13 protein-coding genes are annotated in these 18,074 nt (G+C 57.0%); 7 read left to right on the plus strand and 6 right to left on the minus strand.

All coding sequences use genetic code 11. From position 1 onward, the window contains the following. Positions 1–36: 36 nt before the first annotated feature. The 3 genes from OHL22_RS18745 (at position 37) to OHL22_RS18755 (ending at position 4,306) form a co-directional block, all read left to right on the plus strand. Positions 37–1,419: an amidohydrolase/deacetylase family metallohydrolase gene (locus OHL22_RS18745; RefSeq protein ID WP_263340821.1), complete on the plus strand. Its 1,383-nt coding sequence runs from the start codon at positions 37–39 to the stop codon at positions 1,417–1,419. Between the two features lie 68 nt (positions 1,420–1,487). Then, positions 1,488–2,318, plus strand: coding sequence for a hypothetical protein (locus OHL22_RS18750; RefSeq protein WP_263340823.1), 831 nt, complete (start codon positions 1,488–1,490; stop codon positions 2,316–2,318). A gap of 143 nt (positions 2,319–2,461) precedes the next feature. Next, positions 2,462–4,306 (plus strand): M61 family metallopeptidase, encoded by a 1,845-nt coding sequence (locus OHL22_RS18755; protein ID WP_263340826.1) that lies wholly within the window; start codon positions 2,462–2,464, stop codon positions 4,304–4,306. A gap of 64 nt (positions 4,307–4,370) precedes the next feature. Here OHL22_RS18755 and OHL22_RS18760 read toward each other — a convergent pair whose 3' ends face one another. Next, positions 4,371–7,055, minus strand: a complete 2,685-nt coding sequence (locus tag OHL22_RS18760) for a VWA domain-containing protein (RefSeq protein ID WP_263340828.1) — start codon at positions 7,053–7,055, stop codon at positions 4,371–4,373. Between the two features lie 114 nt (positions 7,056–7,169). Between OHL22_RS18760 and OHL22_RS18765 the strand changes: the two genes are divergently transcribed. Beyond that, positions 7,170–7,748 carry an anthranilate synthase component II gene (locus OHL22_RS18765; protein ID WP_263340830.1) on the plus strand — a complete coding sequence of 193 codons (579 nt, stop codon included), beginning with the start codon at positions 7,170–7,172 and terminating at the stop codon, positions 7,746–7,748. A 5-nt stretch (positions 7,749–7,753) separates the two neighbouring features. Then, positions 7,754–8,806, plus strand: coding sequence for a hypothetical protein (locus tag OHL22_RS18770; RefSeq protein ID WP_263340831.1), 1,053 nt, complete (start codon positions 7,754–7,756; stop codon positions 8,804–8,806). A 4-nt stretch (positions 8,807–8,810) separates the two neighbouring features. Here OHL22_RS18770 and OHL22_RS18775 read toward each other — a convergent pair whose 3' ends face one another. The 3 genes from OHL22_RS18775 to OHL22_RS18785 form a co-directional block, all read right to left on the minus strand. Beyond that, entirely contained in the window at positions 8,811–9,848 is a 1,038-nt protein-coding gene (locus OHL22_RS18775) for a GGDEF domain-containing protein (RefSeq protein WP_263340832.1), read from the minus strand. A 297-nt stretch (positions 9,849–10,145) separates the two neighbouring features. Continuing rightward, positions 10,146–11,711 carry an anthranilate synthase component I gene (trpE, locus tag OHL22_RS18780; RefSeq protein WP_263340834.1) on the minus strand — a complete coding sequence of 522 codons (1,566 nt, stop codon included), beginning with the start codon at positions 11,709–11,711 and terminating at the stop codon, positions 10,146–10,148. Positions 11,712–11,774: 63 nt separating this feature from the next. Beyond that, on the minus strand, positions 11,775–12,344 hold the full coding sequence (locus OHL22_RS18785) for a hypothetical protein (protein WP_263340836.1): 570 nt from the start codon (positions 12,342–12,344) through the stop codon (positions 11,775–11,777). A gap of 115 nt (positions 12,345–12,459) precedes the next feature. Between OHL22_RS18785 and OHL22_RS18790 the strand changes: the two genes are divergently transcribed. Then, the gene (locus OHL22_RS18790) at positions 12,460–13,365 is read left to right on the plus strand and encodes a Nif3-like dinuclear metal center hexameric protein (RefSeq protein WP_263340838.1); all 906 of its coding nucleotides are present in this window, start codon (positions 12,460–12,462) and stop codon (positions 13,363–13,365) included. Between the two features lie 7 nt (positions 13,366–13,372). Here OHL22_RS18790 and OHL22_RS18795 read toward each other — a convergent pair whose 3' ends face one another. Continuing rightward, positions 13,373–14,809 carry a phytoene desaturase family protein gene (locus OHL22_RS18795; RefSeq protein ID WP_263340840.1) on the minus strand — a complete coding sequence of 479 codons (1,437 nt, stop codon included), beginning with the start codon at positions 14,807–14,809 and terminating at the stop codon, positions 13,373–13,375. A 501-nt stretch (positions 14,810–15,310) separates the two neighbouring features. Here OHL22_RS18795 and OHL22_RS18800 point away from each other — a divergent pair. Next, positions 15,311–16,579 carry a Glu/Leu/Phe/Val family dehydrogenase gene (locus OHL22_RS18800; protein WP_263340842.1) on the plus strand — a complete coding sequence of 423 codons (1,269 nt, stop codon included), beginning with the start codon at positions 15,311–15,313 and terminating at the stop codon, positions 16,577–16,579. A gap of 71 nt (positions 16,580–16,650) precedes the next feature. Here the strand turns inward: OHL22_RS18800 and OHL22_RS18805 are convergent, their stop codons facing one another. Beyond that, entirely contained in the window at positions 16,651–18,039 is a 1,389-nt protein-coding gene (locus OHL22_RS18805; RefSeq protein WP_263340844.1) for a PP2C family protein-serine/threonine phosphatase, read from the minus strand. Positions 18,040–18,074: the final 35 nt, after the last annotated feature.

Genomic DNA, 18,074 nt, shown 5'->3' on the forward strand with positions numbered 1-18,074 from the left:
GATACATGAGGTGTTTTGCGCTTTTTGAGGAGCAGTATGAGTATCTTTATCTTCAGGAACAATCGTCTTCGTCTGGCAATGGCGGCATTTGCATTGCTTGCGCTGACAGCGGTAAACGCGGGCGCCCAGGAAGGTACAGCGCCGAGACCAGCAAATTTGCCCTCGTACGATCTCATCCTGCAGGGTGGCCATGTGCTGGATAACAAGAACCACGTCGATGGCATTTTTGACGTTGCTATTAAAGACGGCAAAATTGCCAAGGTGGCGCCACATATTGCTTCTTCTGACGCATTGAAGACGGTGGATGCGAAAGGGCTGTATGTGACGCCGGGGCTGATCGACATCCACGTGCATGTGTACAACGGCACTGGCGAGCGCAACTCGTACGCCGGTGATTTAAGCGTGCCTCCGGATGGGTTTACATTCCGCGTAGGCGTGACTACGGTGGTGGATGCGGGCTGCTCTGGATGGAAGAACTTTGAAGACTTCAAGCAGCGCATCATCGATCGCTCGAAGACACGCGTCTTTGCACTGTTAAACATTGTTGGATCGGGCATGCGCGGGCCGAAGTTTGAGAACAACACGGCTGACATGGATGGCGAAGCGACGGCTGCGATGGCGTTGAAATATCCGGATACGGTCGTGGGTATCAAAACCGCGCATTATGCCGGGCCGGATTGGACGCCGGTGGAGCAGGCAGTGATTGCAGGGACGAAGGCCAATATTCCGGTGATGGTGGACTTTGGGGAAAATCATCCGGATACGCGGCCACTCTATGACCTGCTGACGAAAAAATTGCGGCCCGGCGACATCTACACGCACATGTATTCGGGACTGCGGAATGAGCAGGACCCAGATACGCTGGGGCCAAGCAAGGCGTTCATCGAGGGCCGCAAACGCGGCATCTATTTCGATGTGGGACATGGTGGCGGCAGTTTCAAGTGGTCACTGGCGGTGCCGATGATCAAGGATGGATTTATTCCTGATTCGATCTCGACCGACCTGCATGTGGGCAGCATGAACAGCGCCATGAAGGATGAGCTGAATACGGCGGACAAGATTCTCGCGTTGGGCGTGCCTTTGAAAGAAGTGGTTACAGAGATGACGTCGCATCCAGCGAAGGAGATCAAGCATGAGGAGCTGGGAAATCTTTCGGAGGGAGCGATTGCCGACGTTGCGGTGCTGCGTGTGGAGAAGGGCAACTTCGGGTTTACTGACATGGTGAACCTGCGTCACGAGGGATCAGAGAGACTGATCTGCGAACTGACAATCAAGGGTGGTAAGGTGGTCTATGATCTGAACGGGATCAGCTCCGACGCGTGGAATCAGCCACCAGGTAAATGGGCCAGCGAAGCGTGGCGCTATACATCGTTTGTGCCTACGCCGCATCGAAATCATGCAGCCGAAGAGGCTCACTGAGCACACGTAGCTATAAGGCAATCGCGCCGACTGGCTGCCGGCAGGGCTGGCGTGGCAGTATTGAGCCCATGAGTGATTTCATAACGGCTCGTCACGCGAATCTGGCTTCGCTCGCGAGTGTGGCCACCGGTGCGATTCTACTGACGGTTGCAAGTCCCTTGCTCGCTGGGCCGGGGCCGATCGCGAACACCGCTTTCGACGAATATGCGCAACAAGTAGAAGGCCGGTTGGTGATAGAGCATCGAGCGGCTACGACGTTTTTGGTTGTGAATACAGGTGACGAAGAAGCTCGGCTTCGTCACGGAGAAATGGTCGTAGAACGTCTCACTCCATCAAAAGAAATCCCCGATGCAATGCTGAATGATTGGCGTGGCACAGCCTTTGTTTCGGGCGCTACGGTGGCGGATTTCGAGCGGGTGATGCGCGACCTGGATGCCTATACAAAAACTTTCGCGCCCGAAGTTTTGCGTAGCCAGATGCTCTCGGCAAGTGGCGATGGGATGCGCACACGTATGCGTGTGCGGCAGCATCACGTAATCACTGTAGTGATGGATACCGATTACGATGTGCGCTTTGGCAGGCTCGACTCCAGACACGGCGATTGCGCGTCCACCAGTACGCGCATCGCTGAGATCGATTCGCCTGGAACCGCGAAAGAACGCGAACTGTCTTCAGGCGAAGAGCACGGTTTTCTATGGAGGCTTAACTCCTACTGGAGCTACGAGGAGCGTGATGGCGGGCTCTACATGCAAATCGAAGCGATATCGCTGACGCGCGCCGTACCACACGGCCTGGGCTGGGTGGTCGGGCCGTATGTGGACAGCATTCCACGCGAGTCGCTCGAGTTTACCCTGCAAGCCATGCGAACAGCGCTGAGTCGTCCGCATGGCAAAGTGTGACAATTCCGCTCGTGGGGATGGCCGTTGCCTTGAGCCTTTGTGCAAAGGCTTTGCGATTTGCGGCGATCAACGTGCAAGAGCCAAAGCCTTTCCCGGCTGTATGATGCGTGCAATGCACTTTGCTGTTTTTTGAGGAGCCTCGGATGCCTGGTTTAAAACGTTGCATGTCGATCCTGTTGTCTACAGCTCTCGCGTTGGGCGCCATCACGGCTGTTGCCCAGACGGGCGAAACTATTTCTCTCTCAGTAGATGCGACAAAAACACCGCAGAAGCTGCTGCGCGCTGAGGAGACGTTGCCTGTAAAGCCAGGTCCACTGACGCTGTATTACCCAAAGTGGATCCCGGGGGAACATGGACCGGATGGGCCGATTTCGAGCCTAACCGGATTGAAGTTCGAAGCCGATGGAAGAGTGATTCCGTGGATGCGTGATACGCTCGATGTATTCGCTTTTCACCTCGACGTACCCGCAGGCGTAACAACGCTGCACGCTTCGTATGACTACATTGAGCCCGAGGGCGGTTCGGCAACCGATACGCTTCTAGTACTTGAGTGGAACGAGGTGACTCTCTATCCAGATGGAGCTACGTCGGACAAGCTGATGTATGAGGCATCGCTGAAGCTGCCTGAAGGCTGGAAATTCGGCAGCTCTCTCTCGGTTGCAAGCTCGGCTGGCAATGAGACGCGATTCAAGCCGATCTCGTTCGAGCTGCTGGTAGATTCACCGGTGATCTCGGGCCAGTATTATCACGTGATTGATCTTACGCCGCCGGGTGAGCCGATTCATCACGAGCTCGATCTTGCCGCCGACAGTGAGGCTGCTCTCAACATCAGTCCGGAAGTGCAAAAGGGGCTCACGAATGTGGTGGCCGAGTCCGGCAAGCTGTTCGGGGCGCGGCACTATCGCGACTATCACTTTCTGCTGGCATTGAGCGATCATGTAGCGCATTTCGGTCTGGAACATCATGAGTCGAACGACAGCCGCCTGCCCGAGCGCGTGCTGATCTCACCGGGCGCAGCGTTTATGGTGGGCAGTCTTTTGCCACATGAATTTGTGCACTCGTGGAATGGCAAGTTCCGGCGTCCTGAGGATCTGACGACGCCCGATTTTGAAAAGCCGATGCAGGACGATCTGCTTTGGGGCTACGAAGGACTCACGGATTATCTTGGGCCGATGCTGGCCGCGCGGAGCGGGCTGTGGACGCCAGAGCAATATCGCGAATATCTCGCCAGCATCGCAGCTTCGCTTGGACCAGGAAGGCCAGGGCGCACATGGCGGCCGCTGCAGGATACAGCAACCGGCCTGCCGATGAGTGGCGGACGCGGTTGGCTCAATTGGCGGCGCAGCTCTGATTACTACGATGAAGGCGATCTGTTGTGGCTTGAAGTGGCGACGATCATCCATGACAGTACGCACGGCGAGAAATCAATCGACGACTTCTGTCATGCGTTTCATGGCGGAGCCAACAACGGTCCTGAAGTCAAGACCTACACCTTCGAGCAGCTTGTACAGTCGTTGAATGCAGTGGCTCCTTATAACTGGGCAGCGTTCCTGCGCAAGCGCCTGGATTCCACTTCATTCGAGGCGCCGATCGGCGGTATCGAGAACGGCGGCTGGAAGCTGGTGTACAACAGCCAACCGATCAAGCTTCCGGGGCGTAGAGGTGGCGCTGGTGATGCTTATTCGATAGGTCTCCAGATCGGTGAGGACGGCACAATTACAGATTCAATGGTCGGAGGGCCCGCTTTCGACGCTGGGATTACTTCAGGGATGAAGCTAGTTGGCGTGAATGGACGCGTCTACAAGCATGATCTGCTGGAAGATGCGATCAAGATCGGTGGATCGATGGATCTGATGGTAGTGATCGACGACTACTACCACACATTCACGGTGAAGTACGAGGGTGGCGAGCGGTATCCGCATCTGGAACGCAACGACAGTAAGACTGATTACCTGGATGAGCTAATCATGGCCAGGGTCTCGATGTAACAATCTGGGTATCACAAAACGCGAGCACAGCCCGGACTTTAAGCGGATTCCGGCCCTCAGTGTTCTACTTCGGCTCCGCGACGCTAGCGGGGACCAGCCGAGAGTCAGAGCGAAAGACATGATAGTCGACGAAGTTCGTCTCGTTCATGAAGGTTTTGATGATGCTGTCGGGCATCGCGGTATGATCCGACTCGGCATGAGTGGATGCCCTGCCGCTTAGGACTTCGGGGGCGTCAGCTTGCGAATCGAGATATGCGGCAGGGACCACTGCCACGGCGATGGTTACGCTACGAAGCGGGCAGATGTAGCGCGTGCCGCCGATGGTGACGGAACCGTAGTCGATGAGCATATCGGCGCGTTCGAGCGGGTGGGAGGGCTTGAGGCGAGGTTGTATGGTCAGGCGAAGGACGGAACCCGTGGCGGGGTCGATCGAGATTTCACCTCCGTATTCGGAGATCTGGCGATAGATTTCCGACCCCATTCCCAGATCGACGCAGCAGAACTGGACCTCATAGTGCGATTTTTCGCGTGGCACGGAGTAGTGGAAGACTGCGATGGAGCCAGACTGTTCGGTTTCCCAGTGATCCCAGGTGAGAGTGCTGTTGAGCGCATCCTTGAGCACGATACCGAGAAGTGGGCCGAATTCGCCCGAGGTATTCAGGCTGCCTCCAGTTGCGGCGGATAGCTCGCGGGTCTTGGCGCCAATGCTCGCGTCCACTACCTCACGGTCGCTGCGGAAAAACACTGTCGATGAGGATTCCCCGACGGCATGAACGGGCTGGTAGTTGTAAAAAGTACCATTGTCCTGCGATGGGGGAGAATCGGCAAACGAGCTAACTTTGCGTGTCGCAAAGAAATTGGGCAACTCGGCCAGTGTGACGGAAACGTAGTGGGAAACGGCCGCAATCCATTGCTGCTGAGCCGCTTCGCTGGGAGGTGGTTCCTGAGGCAGATCTCCGGCCGGAAGCGGTTGGAAGACGGACTCGTCGGAAAGGATGCGAAGTGCGCCCTTTGATTCATTCCCGCTGATCATAGCGTTGAGGCGTGCGAATGTCGCATCGTCGAGGCGTTCGGTGAGCTCCAGGCTAGTAAGGCGGCGGGCTAGCGCTGAGTCGGATCGAGACTGGGAAGAAGCCAGCAGCAGCTGCAACTGGCCGATAGTCATTTTGTTTTTGCCACCGAGGCTGTGTCGGGGCTTCTGTGGCTTTCGGGCTGAGTTGGTAGGAGTCGTTGGCGTGGAACTGGATCCGAGGGGTGGCGCCACCGAAAGATTAGCGGAGATGGTGGATGTGGTAGGGGTTGCAGTAGCAGAGCTCCCGGTGGCAGCGGGAGTAGCCGCAGCCGAAGTTCCCGTGGCAGGCTGCGCTGGGACCGACAGCGATCCGGAGGTTGCGAGGACCTCTGCGCGAGTTGGTTTGCTGTGCGCGATGGTAGCGGTGTAGTACCCGCTCCGCGCTTGGATCGTATACCCCTTTTTCTTGTCCGCGAACGCGACCTTGATGGTGTGAAAGCTGCCCTTATCTTTTACATCCTTTGGTGAGAAAGCAAGAATGTACCGCGGCGGAGGCGTCGTGAAAGCAGAAAGGCCAGATTGAAGGTCGTTATCGTTGTGAAAGAACTGACCGCCTGTGCCCTGAGCCAGTTCAGCCATCACATCATCGCCGGCAAACTCCTTTTGCGCATCCAGAGTGTGTCTGGCCTGAGCCGCACGTGTATCGGCTAGCGCGGTCGAGGAGTCGGAGGCATCTGTCTCCCGGACCATGGAGAAAAGTCCTTTTGGATTCAGCGAGTTGATGACGATCTGAGAACGAAGGCTGGTCTCGATAACATGGTCTAGCTTGAGTTGTTCACTTTGAGAAAGGAAGCCTGGCGACACGAAGACTATGGATCGTGTCCCCGGAGCCTGTGAGATGTAAGAAACGATACCGGCGAGCTGCTCGAGATTGCCAAGCGCTAGCATCTTGGATCGCTCAGAGATCTGCTGGGCAAGCCCTCGAATCAGTAACAATGCTTCAGGTGAAGGGGCCGTTACTCTGCCCCCTTGCGTCACTGATTGGCTGATGTGCGAGCAGACAGCATACTCGGTCAAGGCGGTGCGCCAGGCATCACTATCGAGATCGTTGGTCTCGAGCAGCTGGAATGCCTCGAAGTCGGACAGGTCGGGGCATCCGCGGGCCCGTGAAGACGCGAGACTGTTGGATTGGAGCCGCAGTAAGGCAGTGTGAAGCTGGGCGGTGTCGGCTGTAAAGCTTGAAAGCATCTCTTTGGAGTTGAAGATCGCGATACGTTCTTCCGGAGGAATACCGGATGCGATGAGCGAAGAGAGTGCATCGCGTGCGTGAATCAGGTCGGCGGCAGGCGTATTGAGGTCATCGAAGTAGATGGCCACAAATCGCGGGTGTGGCGTGGCTGCCATTGAAGCGACAGTAGAAGGAGCCGTCGTCTGAGCAGAGGATGGCGTTGACGTGGCTGGGGATGCCTCTTCCTCAAATTGCGAAATGGTTTGCTGTTTGCCCTGATCGGAAAGCTTGAAGTCATTGCGAGTGAGACCTGTGACCGGACGCCCCTGTTTGTCGCGGACGACAACCGGAACCACGACAAGATTGCTGTCACTCTGAAAGTGGTATTCACCACTGGATTGTTGCGGTGTCTGCGCTTGAGCGATCGCTAAAGAGCAGAAGCAAAGCGGCAATGATACGAGGAGGTGAAGATGCTTAAAGGAGCCCGGAAAAATTAAAAGACGCGACATAGAGCAGCACCCGAACGCAGGAAGTGTAGCACTCGCATCAGAATTCCGGGCAAGCATTTGGCTGGTTCGATTCGCTCCGGGCGAAGTGAGACTACCAAGCGTTACACTCAAAGTATGGTCTTCGTTCTGGATAACTACGACTCGTTTACCTACAACCTTGTGCAGTACCTGGGGGAACTGGGTGCGGAGATACTGGTGCGCCGGAACGATGAGCTGACAGTGGATGAGGTAGAAGCGCTGAGGCCGGAGCGGATTCTGCTGTCGCCGGGCCCGTGTACGCCGTCGGACGCGGGGATTCTGGTGCCGCTCATTGAGCGCATGGCCGGGAAAGCTCCGATTCTCGGCGTTTGTCTCGGGCATCAGGCGATCGGCCAGGCTTTTGGCGGCAAGGTAGTGCGCGCGGCTGAGCTGATGCACGGCAAGACGAGCGCAGTGGAGCATGACGGCAAGGGCATTTTCGCCGGTCTGCCGACGCCGCTGACCTGCACGCGGTATCATTCGCTGATCGTGGCCGAAGAGGGATTGCCGAAGGATTTGGAGATCACAGCGCGGTCGGGCGCACATGAAGAAGAGGGATCGATCATCATGGGACTGCGCCATCGCTCTCTGCCGGTTGAAGGAGTGCAGTTTCATCCGGAGAGCGTGCTGACCGAAGGCGGCCGTCAGATGATCCGGAATTTTCTGGAGATGTAAGCCGGATGCGAGAACGCGGAGTTCGACGGACTTGGGCTAGGGGTTGGTCGATTGCGCGTTTTGGGTTTGCGGCGTGCTTGGCACTCGGCATTACCGGGGCGAGCCGGGGGCAGGAAGTGGCATCTCCCAAGCCGCCGGACACTCCTGCGGCGACACCTGAGACGCCCATTCCTGCTATCCCCGCCGCACCGGGCAAGGTCGATACATCGACGCCAATTGCAATCATTCCCAACGACAGCAAAGATCCGGCTTCGGCAGTGGAGATTCGTGGCGGCGTGGATATTTATCAGGGCAAAGCTGCGATTGAGTCGAGCGGAACGATCACGGCGGGCGAGAAGACGGTCGCGATTACGTTGCCGAGCCGCGGTCAGCTCCTACTGTGCGGTGCCAGCAAAGTTAGCCTGTCGATGGACAGCGAGCATCCGAGCAACGATCGTTCGGGGCTGATGATGGCGCTGGATCATGGTGCGCTCGAAGCCAACATGCGCACGGGTGAGAACTCAGACATAGTGCTGACGCCTGATTTTCGCATCCTGATCAGCGGTCCTGGCGTCGCAGCGGTGCGGGTACGCCTGGGTGCGGACGGTGACACCTGCGTGGACAATCATGGCGCGGATGCTCCGTATGTCACTGTGAATGGCTTATTCGATGGTGGCGTCTATCGCGTCCAAGCAGATCAACATGTGACGTTCCAGCACGGTAGCTTGAAGCAGGTAGTGGACAACGAGAAAGAGCCGTGCGGTTGCCCGGTGGAGACACCGGAAACTCTGGCCGCAGGCAATGCTTTCCCGGTCGCGCAGAGCGCAGGGCTGACAGGAGCTCCGCCGCCGCGTGAGAATCCGGCAGCGCCTGGGGTAGTGGGGCCGCAGGCGAATGCTACGTTGAACTACGACGGAGCAAAGCCGAAAGAGCCCGAAGCTAAGGTCGAGGTTGCGAAGCCAATTACGCCGGTGGTGACAGCGCCCGCACCCTCTACTCAAGAGAAGAAGCAGAAGGCAAAATCACACAATCTATTTGTGAAGATCGGGCACATGTTCCGCAATATCTTTGGCGGATAGAAAATTATCCGATTGCAGGAACGGCTATTTCTCTCGCAACACGGTTTCGTCCCGATACCTTGGCGCGATAGAGCGCGCGGTCGGCTCGCTGAATGAGTGCGTCAACATCGTCTGAAATCGCATCACTGAAAGTCGCGCATCCGATGCTGCAAGCGACGGGAATCTTATCTGGACCAAACTCAACAGGTGTTTGGGAAATCGCATCGCAGATTCGCTCGCCTGCCCGGACCGCGCCATCGATATTCGTCTCGGGCAACACGAGAAGGAACTCTTCCCCACCGTATCTGCCGACTGCATCCAGTGGACGGACGCTTGCACGCAACCTCGCCGCGACAATCCGCAAGACCTCGTCTCCCGCGGGATGACCGAAGGTATCGTTGATGGTTTTGAAGTGGTCGATGTCGATTATCAGAATGGAAGTGGACGATCCCGATGCGACGCGCAATTGCTCCGCAGCTATGATCTCGAGGATCGCACCGCGATTCCACGCGTGAGTAAGGACATCGATGCGCGCTTTCATTTCGAGTTCTTCGTTCGATAGCGCCAGAGCAGTTTGCGCCTCGGAAAGCGCTGCAACGTGCAGTTCACGTTCGGCAAGCTCAGCCAGATCGGACAAAGCTTCGAGATGTTCGGTGTCGAAATCACGAGGGCTGGTATCGCCGATGCAGAGGACGCCAACACGTTCATCCTCAAAGTGCAGCGGTACCCCGGCGTAGAAAACCCACGTATCCGCGTAGGAGCTGTCATGAACCCGCGGATCTCTGCGGGCATCAAGCACGATGCAGACTCCTTCATCAAGCACCGTGTAGTGGCAGTACGAGTCTTTCCGCAACCCCTCAATACCGTCGAAGCCCTGGACGCTCTTAAGCCAAGCCAGCTTTTCGCCTACGATATCGATGCAGGCCATGGGCACATTGAACATACGTTTGGCGAGCCGTGTGATCTTGTCAAAGCGCTCCTCTGCCGGCGTACCGAGCAGGCGTAGCTTTTGAACCGCAGCGAGGCGTCTTATTTCACCGGGGGAGATGGGGGCTGCTGGCATTTCTTCCTCTATCAACAGCGCAATATCTTCAAACTATCCATGGTGTTCGGGGCTAGTCACGGCCTGAACGCCAAATCCGACAATGAAATAGCGCGCGAAAGTCTTGTGCACCAATCTTCTCTACATAGCGGTTCTTTTGAAAATATCCATTTCCCGCTGAAGGTTTCCGGAAAGGTGACACACCTATCCGTATACCGATGGTAGCAATACTTTCATAGTGAAATCGTAAATATCCGCGAGAACAAGCGATCGTCAAACTTCGGGGCCGACGCCGTTTCAGGTGTGTACTTCGTACCTCTAAGCACCGCGGGCGCGGTCGATAGCCCGCAGGACAGCCTGAGCTTTGTTGAGGCATTCTTGGTGTTCCGATGCGGGGTCGGAATCGGCGACGATGCCGGCTCCAGCCTGGATGTGGCCTTTGCCGTTTTCGGCAACCAGCGAGCGGATGGTGATGCAGGAGTCGAGGTTGCCGGAGAAATCGGCATAGAGTACACAGCCGCCGTAAACACCACGACGTGAGGGCTCAAGCTCTTCGATAATCTCCATGGCGCGGACCTTCGGAGCGCCGCTCAGCGTGCCGGCAGGGAAGCAGGCTCGCAGGGCATCGACTGCCGTGAGCTCAGGCCGTAACTTGCCCTCAATGCGGCTGACCATGTGCATCACGTGGCTGTAGCGCTCGACAAACATGAGGCGATCGACCTTGACGCTGCCGTATTCGCTGACGCGACCAACGTCGTTACGGCCCAGATCGACGAGCATGACGTGCTCCGCGCGCTCCTTGGCGTCGGCCATCATCTCGACTTCGAGAGCGCGGTCAGCGGCTTCGTCGGCGCTTCGCTTGCGGGTGCCAGCGATGGGGCGATACTCGATCTTCTGGCCATCGAGCGTGCGGGTTACGCGAACCAGCATCTCGGGTGAGGAGCCAGCGATCTCCAACGGAGATGCCTTGGCGGAAGACTTCTTGCTCCTGGGGCTCGCAGTGGTGTCGTCGGGTGTCGTTCGCAGATAGAACATGTAGGGCGATGGATTGACGATGCGCAGGGCGCGGTAGACGGCGAAGGGGTCAATTTTCGCTTTGGAACCGGTCTTCGGATCGAGATCGACATCGATGCGCTGCGAGAGCACGGCCTGGAAGATGTCGCCTGCGCGGATGTACTCGCGGGTACGCTCGACAGCCGCCATGTAGTCTTTCTTTTTCGTGCGGTAGTTGAGCTTGAGCTTGCCTTTGCTCTTGGGTTTGGGCAGCTTGGGCAGAGGCTTTGCGAGGCTCTTTTCCAGGCGGGCCAGGCGCTTCACCGCGCCGTCATAAGCGGCGGAAGCGGGCTGCAGTGTGACATCCGCGGTGACAACGAGGTGAATTTCCTTGCGCACGTGATCGAAAGCGAGCACCTCGTCGAAGAAGAGCAGGCAGGCGTCGGGAACCTGCAGTTCATCGGCTGCGGTTGCAGGTAGGCGCTCGATCTGGCGAACGGCATCGTAGCTGAGGAAGCCGACAGCTCCAGCGGTGAACGGCGGCAGACCCGGAACGCGCGCCGGCGTATGGCCGCTGAGCGCGTCGCGCAGCGTGGCGAAGATATCGCCCTCGACGCTGACGGTTTTCTTGCCTTCAGTAATGGTAAGGCTGCGTCCGCGCGCGGTGATGCGTTTATACGGATTGAGGCCAATGAAGGTGTAGCGGCCGATCTGTTCGCCGTTTTCGACCGATTCGAGCAGGAAGCATTCGGGGCTTTCCCAAGCGGCGCGCAGGAATGCCGAGACCGGGGTTTCAAGGTCTGCGGTGAGGGTGCGGAAGACAGGGACAAGGGTGTGGTCCTTGGCTAGCGACAGGAAATCCTTGCGGCTGGGTTGGATCTGCTCTGGCATGACAGATCAGTTTAAATGGTGAGACTTGCAGTAATGCTCAGTGTCAGATCGGGAACTGGGCCGCTATTGACACTCGGGCACAACAAGTGACCTCCACCAATTCTTGCCGAGCGAATCATCGGTTATGTGCGAGTCAGCCCAATCGTAATAGAGCCCTTGTCGCATCTCAATCCGAACCGCATATCCAACAATCGTAGATCTGCGAACTGGCCAAACGGCCACATCGAAATGGTGAAATCCGTATTCACCTTCAAGTTGATACTGAGCGAACGAGACGAGCTGTTTCAATGCCGGGTCATTCGTCGGATCAAGGCTCTCAAAACTAATCACGCCTATTGCATTTCCCTCTCGCTCGTTTAATTTGCCTGTGTAAGCGAGCGTGCATGCAAGTCTCATATTTCGCTTAGAGGCGGGCCAACGACTCATCACGTGAGAGCCAGCAGTTCGCTGCATTTCCCGAAGCTTTTTGGCAATATCATTCGCTACTCGATTAGCTTGCTTTTTCTCTGTTGAAGATAGCGTGTCGTGTTGCACCGCAATCTGCGCGATTATTTTGGGCGACAACGAGAATAGAAGCGGGCATACGATAAAAAGTAATTTCGGAATCTTTAAGATGTTTTGTTGTATAGCCATCTACCAGCTCGGTTTCACAGTTCGTAGTCATAATTTACGTGCCGATGTAGCAAGTTTTCAACCGAATAGCGAGCCGTGTCTAAGAGATGGTGTCTTGTTTTGTTAGGCTGGGTCGATGAGGACAACCATTCAGTTTGCGTGTCTCCTTGCGATTGCAGTTTTCTCTTCATCGACTGGTTTGGTCTGCTTTGCGCAGAGTGGCTCAAAGCCAGTTACCGCAAGTGAAGCCATCGACCAGATCATCAAAGCCACTGGCGCAGAGCCTCCACCAAACACGGTGGACACAATCAAGGAAGGCGACCCGGCCACGGTGGTGACAGGCATTGTGACCACGTTTTCGCCGACGATGGAAGTTTTGCGCAAGGCAGTGGCCGACGGCGACAACCTGATCGTTTCGCATGAGCCTACCTTCTATAACCATCTCGACGAGCGCACGCTGTTTGTCGATGATCCGGTGTACAAGGAGAAGCTGGCTTATATCCGCGAACATCACCTTGTCATCTGGAGGTTCCATGACACGTGGCATCGACGGCGCCCTGATGGTATCGCCGAGGGCTTCGTGGATCAGTTGGGGTGGAAGAAGTACGAGAACCCCGGTCCTGCTGGTGATGCGGGGTTCTTCTTCACCGTGCCTCCCACGACCGTGAAGAGCCTCGCAGCCGACCTGAAACGAAAGCTGCATGCAAGTGTCGTGCGAGTGGTAGGCGATCCAAACCTTATGGTGAGCAAGATTGCGTATGCGCCGGGTGCCGCGGGTGAGGCAACCCAGGTGAAGGCTCTCGAACGTGACGATGTTGAAGTACTGCTGGTTGGCGAGATTCCTGAGTGGGAGACGATCCTCTACGCTCGCGACGCATCGCAGCAGGGGCGCAAGAAAGTGCTGGTTCTTCTCGGTCATGTAACTTCAGAAGAACCCGGTATGGAAAACTGCGCGAAGTGGCTGAAGACAATCTTCCCTGGAATGCGAGTCGATTTCATTCCCGCAGGCGAACCGTACTGGCCGGCTGGCAGTGAGCAGTGAACGGTAGTTAGTGGCCAGGGGTCAGTGAAGGGCTGATGTGTTGCAGTGCAGTCTTTGCAGCGTAATAGCCGCACATGCCATGCACTCCACCGCCGGGAGGTGTACTGGCGCTGCACAGATAGAGGCCTTTCAGGGGCGTGCGATATTGCCAGATGGTAGGCCGGAAAAGCAGCTGCGAAGGTGTTATTGCTCCGCCCGAGACGTCGCCGCCAATAAGGTTGGGATTCCAGGCTTCGAGTTGTGCCGGCGTGCTGATTCTGCGGGCGAGGATGCAGTCGCGGAAGCCGGGAGCGAATCGCTCGATCTGCGACTCGATCGCGTCCTGCATGTCTTCGTCAAAGCCGTTTGGAACATGGCAGTAGCCCCACGCGACATGGCGACCTTCCGGGGCTCGCGTGGGATCGAAGAGACTGGGTTGCGTGACCAGGACAAATGGCTGTTGAGACGCTCGGCCTTTCCATGGAGCGCTTTCGGCTGCAGTGATCTCTTCGAGGGTTCCTCCGACGTGAACAGTGGCTGCGCGCAGGCATTCGCGGGCCTTCCAGGGGATCGATTCCGAGAGAGCCCAGTCGATTTTGAATGCTCCAGGGCCAGGGCGGAAGCGTTTGAGCTGATGGATGTGCGCCGCTGGAAGCAGGTCGCCAGCCAATTCAACCAATTGGCGCGGGGCAACGTCGCACAGGACGAGATCGAAATTGCCGTTGAGTTCGGCAAGTGACCCGACACGATGACCTGTTACGATCTTGCCGCCAAGAGATTCAAGATAAGCCGCCAGCGCAATGCTGATGGATTGCGCTCCTCCGGCGGCCGCGGGCCAGCCGGTTGTGTGAGCGGCCGCTCCGAAGACGAGGGCAATCGCCGAAGTGAATGGATGACTGAGGGGCAGAACGGCATGGGAGGCATTGCCAGCGAGAAGGGCGCGTGCCCGCGCACCGCGGAAACGCGAGCGAGCGAGAACAGAAACCGGCAGCGCGCCATCTGTGCCGAAGCGTGCCAGCAGCAATGGATGCTTCGGCACATGCAGCAATGGCCCGAAGGCTTCGCTGAAGAGTTCCGGCCATTGACGAATGAAGGGCTGCATCAATCGCGCATACGCAGCGGAGTCTGCAGGATCGAGGTTCGCAGCGGTGGCGGCCGGATCGTGCTCCAGAATGACTGCGGTGCCATCATCCAGCGGATGGGCCATTGCTGCGTCGGGTTGAACCCAGCGCAGACCAAACTGCTCCAGTGGCAGGGAATTGAAAAAGGGGCTAGCGACGCCCATCGGAAAGATGGAGGCGCCAAGATCGTGACGGAAGCCTGGGAGGGTAATTTCTGCGGTGGAACAGGCACCGCCGATGGTATCTAGTGCTTCGTAAACGGTGACTTCCACACCAGCTCGCGCAAGCGTAACGGCGGCGCTGAGGCCGTTGGGTCCGCTCCCGATGATGGCTGCCCTGGGCATGGCTACAAGATTAGATGAACTAGAGTTGAAACGCAGCAAACAAGCACTGCACGAATAATTACGGAATCTTTGCGTAGATGCCGATTCATCTTTCGGATACTGAAGGGGTTGAACGAGATGGTTCCGTACCGGAAGGTGGGATACGGGAACGACCAATGTGGGGTTGACTGACCTGTTTCGGGCGACCTAGACTCAATCCGGTTTGGCTTGGAGTAAGCGGTTCCCAGGCAGGACAGGTGCAACATTGCGGTTTTTCTGTTTTCGGGATCGGTGGCGCGGATACAGCGTTGGGCCGGTACGAGGGTCGGGAGACAGGCGCAGTGCCACATCACCGAACCGCCGTACTGTCCGGCTGATTGCAGCGGACTCTCAAACGGCCAGAGAAGGCCGATGAGATTGCTGGAAGGGCAGCGCGTCAAATCAGGTATGCCGGGGTTGAAATCCTTAGGCATCTTCCCCGCCGACAGGCGAGGAGCGCGCACGGACTTGGAGACTAATCGAATGGCAACAGCTATTTCGCTCGAGCAGGAAATCAATCCTTGGGAAGCTCAGAGCGCTCGATTTGATTTTGCAGCACGCAAGTTGAACCTCGATCCTGGAATCTGGAAGGTTCTCAGTTCTCCTTCGCGCGAGATTATCGTACATTTCCCCGTACAGATGGATGATGGACGGTTTGAAGTGTTCACCGGCTACCGGGTGCAGCACTCGCAGGCGCGCGGACCGGGTAAGGGCGGCATTCGTTACTCTCCGGACGTCACATTGGACGAAGTGCGAGCACTGGCAAGCTGGATGACGTGGAAGTGTGCGGTGGTGAATATTCCTTTTGGCGGCGCGAAGGGCGGAGTGATCTGCGATCCGCGTAAGCTGAGCCAGGGAGAGCTGGAGCGCATCACACGGCGGTACACGTCGGAGATCATTGATTTCATCGGGCCTGAAAAAGATGTGCCCGCGCCAGACGTGAATACCAACGAGCAGACCATGGCATGGATCATGGATACCTACTCGATGCACATGCGGCAGACGGTAACGAGTGTCGTTACAGGCAAGCCGATCAACATAGGCGGCTCGCGCGGGCGTACCGAAGCGACCGGACGCGGCGTGATGGTGATGTGCAATGAGAGCCTGCGCTATCTCAAGATGCCCCGCGAAGGATGCAGGGTGGTGATTCAGGGCTTCGGCAACGTAGGTTCCAATGCTGCGCGGCTTCTCTTCGAGAATGGCTACAAGATTGTCGGTATCGCCGAGTATGACGGCGGACTCTACAACCCGACGGGCATCGATATTCACCAATTGCTCGGCTACAAGGAGCGCAACGGCACTGTGCTAGGCTTCCGCAATGCTGAAGCCATGCCCAGCGAAGAGGTACTTCTGAACGAGTGCGAAATCCTGATTCCGGCAGCGACGGAAAATGTCATTACCAGCCGTAACGCCGATCGCATTCAGGCAAAGATTCTCATTGAGGGCGCCAATGGTCCAACAACTGCGGTTGCCGACGAAATCCTCGCAGAAAAACGCATCTTTGTCGTGCCGGATATCCTTGCCAACTCAGGAGGAGTGACAGCGAGTTACTTCGAGTGGGTGCAGGATCGCCAGGGATACTTCTGGAAGGAAGCGATTGTCATCGAACAATTGGAGACGATCCTGCGTGATGCGTTCGAAGATGTTGTCCGCTACTCAGAGGCACATAACGTCAACAACCGCATCGCCGCGTATATGCTTGCGATCGATCGAGTTGCTTTCACCATCAAACAGCGTGGCATCTACGCTTGAGCGGCAAATTTCTTTGCGCCTCGGAAGAGCAATGCCGTATCATCCGCGTTTGAGTGCGGCAAGGATCCCGTCTATTGGCTGTAGTCGCAAACCAGCAAAGTGAGATCGTCATCCCGCGTAGGTGACCATCGCTGGACCGCCGCAAGCAAATGATCCGCGGCTGCCGCGGGCGAGAGCGCGGTGGTCTGCTGCAACGCGGAAGAGAGCCGGGAAAAGCCAAAGAGTTCACCGTGCGCGTCAGCGTTTTCAACCAAGCCATCCGTATAGAGCAGGATGCGGTCGCCGGGCTGCAGCGTGTGCTTCGCCGTAGTGAAGGAAGCTTGCGGGTGCGCGGCAAGTATAAGTCCGTTCTCTGCAATCTCGGTAACTTGCCCATTGCGCAACAGCATCATCGGTGGATGACCTGCAGCGGAGTAATGCAGGCTGCCGGAGTCGGCATCGAGATGGAGGCAAGCAGCGGTGACATATTGATCACGGGTGTGACCGCAGAGCGCGGCATTCATCGCGGTTAGAATGCGGCCGGGTTCGGCTGCATGTTCGCGTTGCGAGAGCGCGGCCATTTTTACCATGGATGCGATGAGCGCGGCGGCAACGCCGTGTCCGGTGACATCGGCGATGAAGAGCGCAGCTTCGCGTTCGCCGGTCACAAGAAAATCGTAGAAATCACCAGCGACCGCCAGCATCGGAACATACCGGGCAGCGACGCGGAACGCGCCAGTTTCGGGGAACGCTTCGGGCAAAATCGAGAGCTGAATGCGGCGCGCAAGGTCGAGTTCCTGTTGCAAGGCGTTCAACTCTTCTTCCTGCTGGAAGGTCCGCCGCGCGGCTACGTAGCCTAGAGAGATAAGGAAGGCGGCAAATCCGTAGGGCTCGATCTTGGTCGGAATCCAGTTATCCGCGATGTTGTCCCAGAGCGCCGTTACAACGAAACAGAGCAGGCCAATGTACACCGCAGTGGATTCAGTGGTTTTGGCGGGCGGCTGCAAAATGGATCGCAGCAGAACGACGACCAGTGCAAGGATCACCAGCACATCATTGATCCGTTCGAAGATATGCAGCGGACCGAAGAGGAAGGTTCCGATGGTCAGCAGAAAGAAGCAAATGCTAAGGAACCAGACGGAAAATTTGCCCGGCTTGCCCAGGAATCCGGCGATGTAGAAGAAGATGAAGGCGGGAACGGGAACCAGGTAGTTGGAGGCGGCGCGTAGGGTGTGGAAGAAAACATTACCGTGCAGCGAGATGCGGAGGACCTCGGAGTTCAACCACAGCCTCTGCCCATAGAGGTACGCAAAGAGAGCGAGGCAGATGAGCAGCCCGTCCCAACGGCGGCGTAGAACGCAAAAGCCCATGGCGATGAGTGCAACGGTAGCGAAGGCCGCGCCCAGAAAAAGATAAGGCTCGTCGTAACGAAAAGCGGCCAGCACCTGATTTGTGGTCAGTTGTCCCTCGACAAGCATCATTCGGACGATGGTACAGGATGGAACATCGCAGAGCG

Source organism: Acidicapsa dinghuensis, from assembly GCF_025685685.1.
GTDB lineage: Bacteria > Acidobacteriota > Terriglobia > Terriglobales > Acidobacteriaceae > Acidicapsa > Acidicapsa dinghuensis.

What these genes read in the sequence shown, in the direction of transcription:
- OHL22_RS18795 (WP_263340840.1), bottom strand. Translation starts at nt 14,809, where the DNA reads ATGCCCAGGGCAGCCATCATCGGGAGCGGACCCAACGGCCTCAGCGCC.
- trpE (WP_263340834.1), bottom strand. Translation starts at nt 11,711, where the DNA reads ATGCCAGAGCAGATCCAACCCAGCCGCAAGGATTTCCTGTCGCTAGCC.
- OHL22_RS18790 (WP_263340838.1), top strand. Translation starts at nt 12,460, where the DNA reads ATGAGGACAACCATTCAGTTTGCGTGTCTCCTTGCGATTGCAGTTTTC.
- OHL22_RS18750 (WP_263340823.1), top strand. Translation starts at nt 1,488, where the DNA reads ATGAGTGATTTCATAACGGCTCGTCACGCGAATCTGGCTTCGCTCGCG.
- OHL22_RS18775 (WP_263340832.1), bottom strand. Translation starts at nt 9,848, where the DNA reads ATGCCAGCAGCCCCCATCTCCCCCGGTGAAATAAGACGCCTCGCTGCG.
- OHL22_RS18805 (WP_263340844.1), bottom strand. Translation starts at nt 18,039, where the DNA reads ATGATGCTTGTCGAGGGACAACTGACCACAAATCAGGTGCTGGCCGCT.
- OHL22_RS18765 (WP_263340830.1), top strand. Translation starts at nt 7,170, where the DNA reads ATGGTCTTCGTTCTGGATAACTACGACTCGTTTACCTACAACCTTGTG.
- OHL22_RS18770 (WP_263340831.1), top strand. Translation starts at nt 7,754, where the DNA reads ATGCGAGAACGCGGAGTTCGACGGACTTGGGCTAGGGGTTGGTCGATT.
- OHL22_RS18760 (WP_263340828.1), bottom strand. Translation starts at nt 7,055, where the DNA reads ATGTCGCGTCTTTTAATTTTTCCGGGCTCCTTTAAGCATCTTCACCTC.
- OHL22_RS18800 (WP_263340842.1), top strand. Translation starts at nt 15,311, where the DNA reads ATGGCAACAGCTATTTCGCTCGAGCAGGAAATCAATCCTTGGGAAGCT.
- OHL22_RS18745 (WP_263340821.1), top strand. Translation starts at nt 37, where the DNA reads ATGAGTATCTTTATCTTCAGGAACAATCGTCTTCGTCTGGCAATGGCG.
- OHL22_RS18755 (WP_263340826.1), top strand. Translation starts at nt 2,462, where the DNA reads ATGCCTGGTTTAAAACGTTGCATGTCGATCCTGTTGTCTACAGCTCTC.
- OHL22_RS18785 (WP_263340836.1), bottom strand. Translation starts at nt 12,344, where the DNA reads ATGGCTATACAACAAAACATCTTAAAGATTCCGAAATTACTTTTTATC.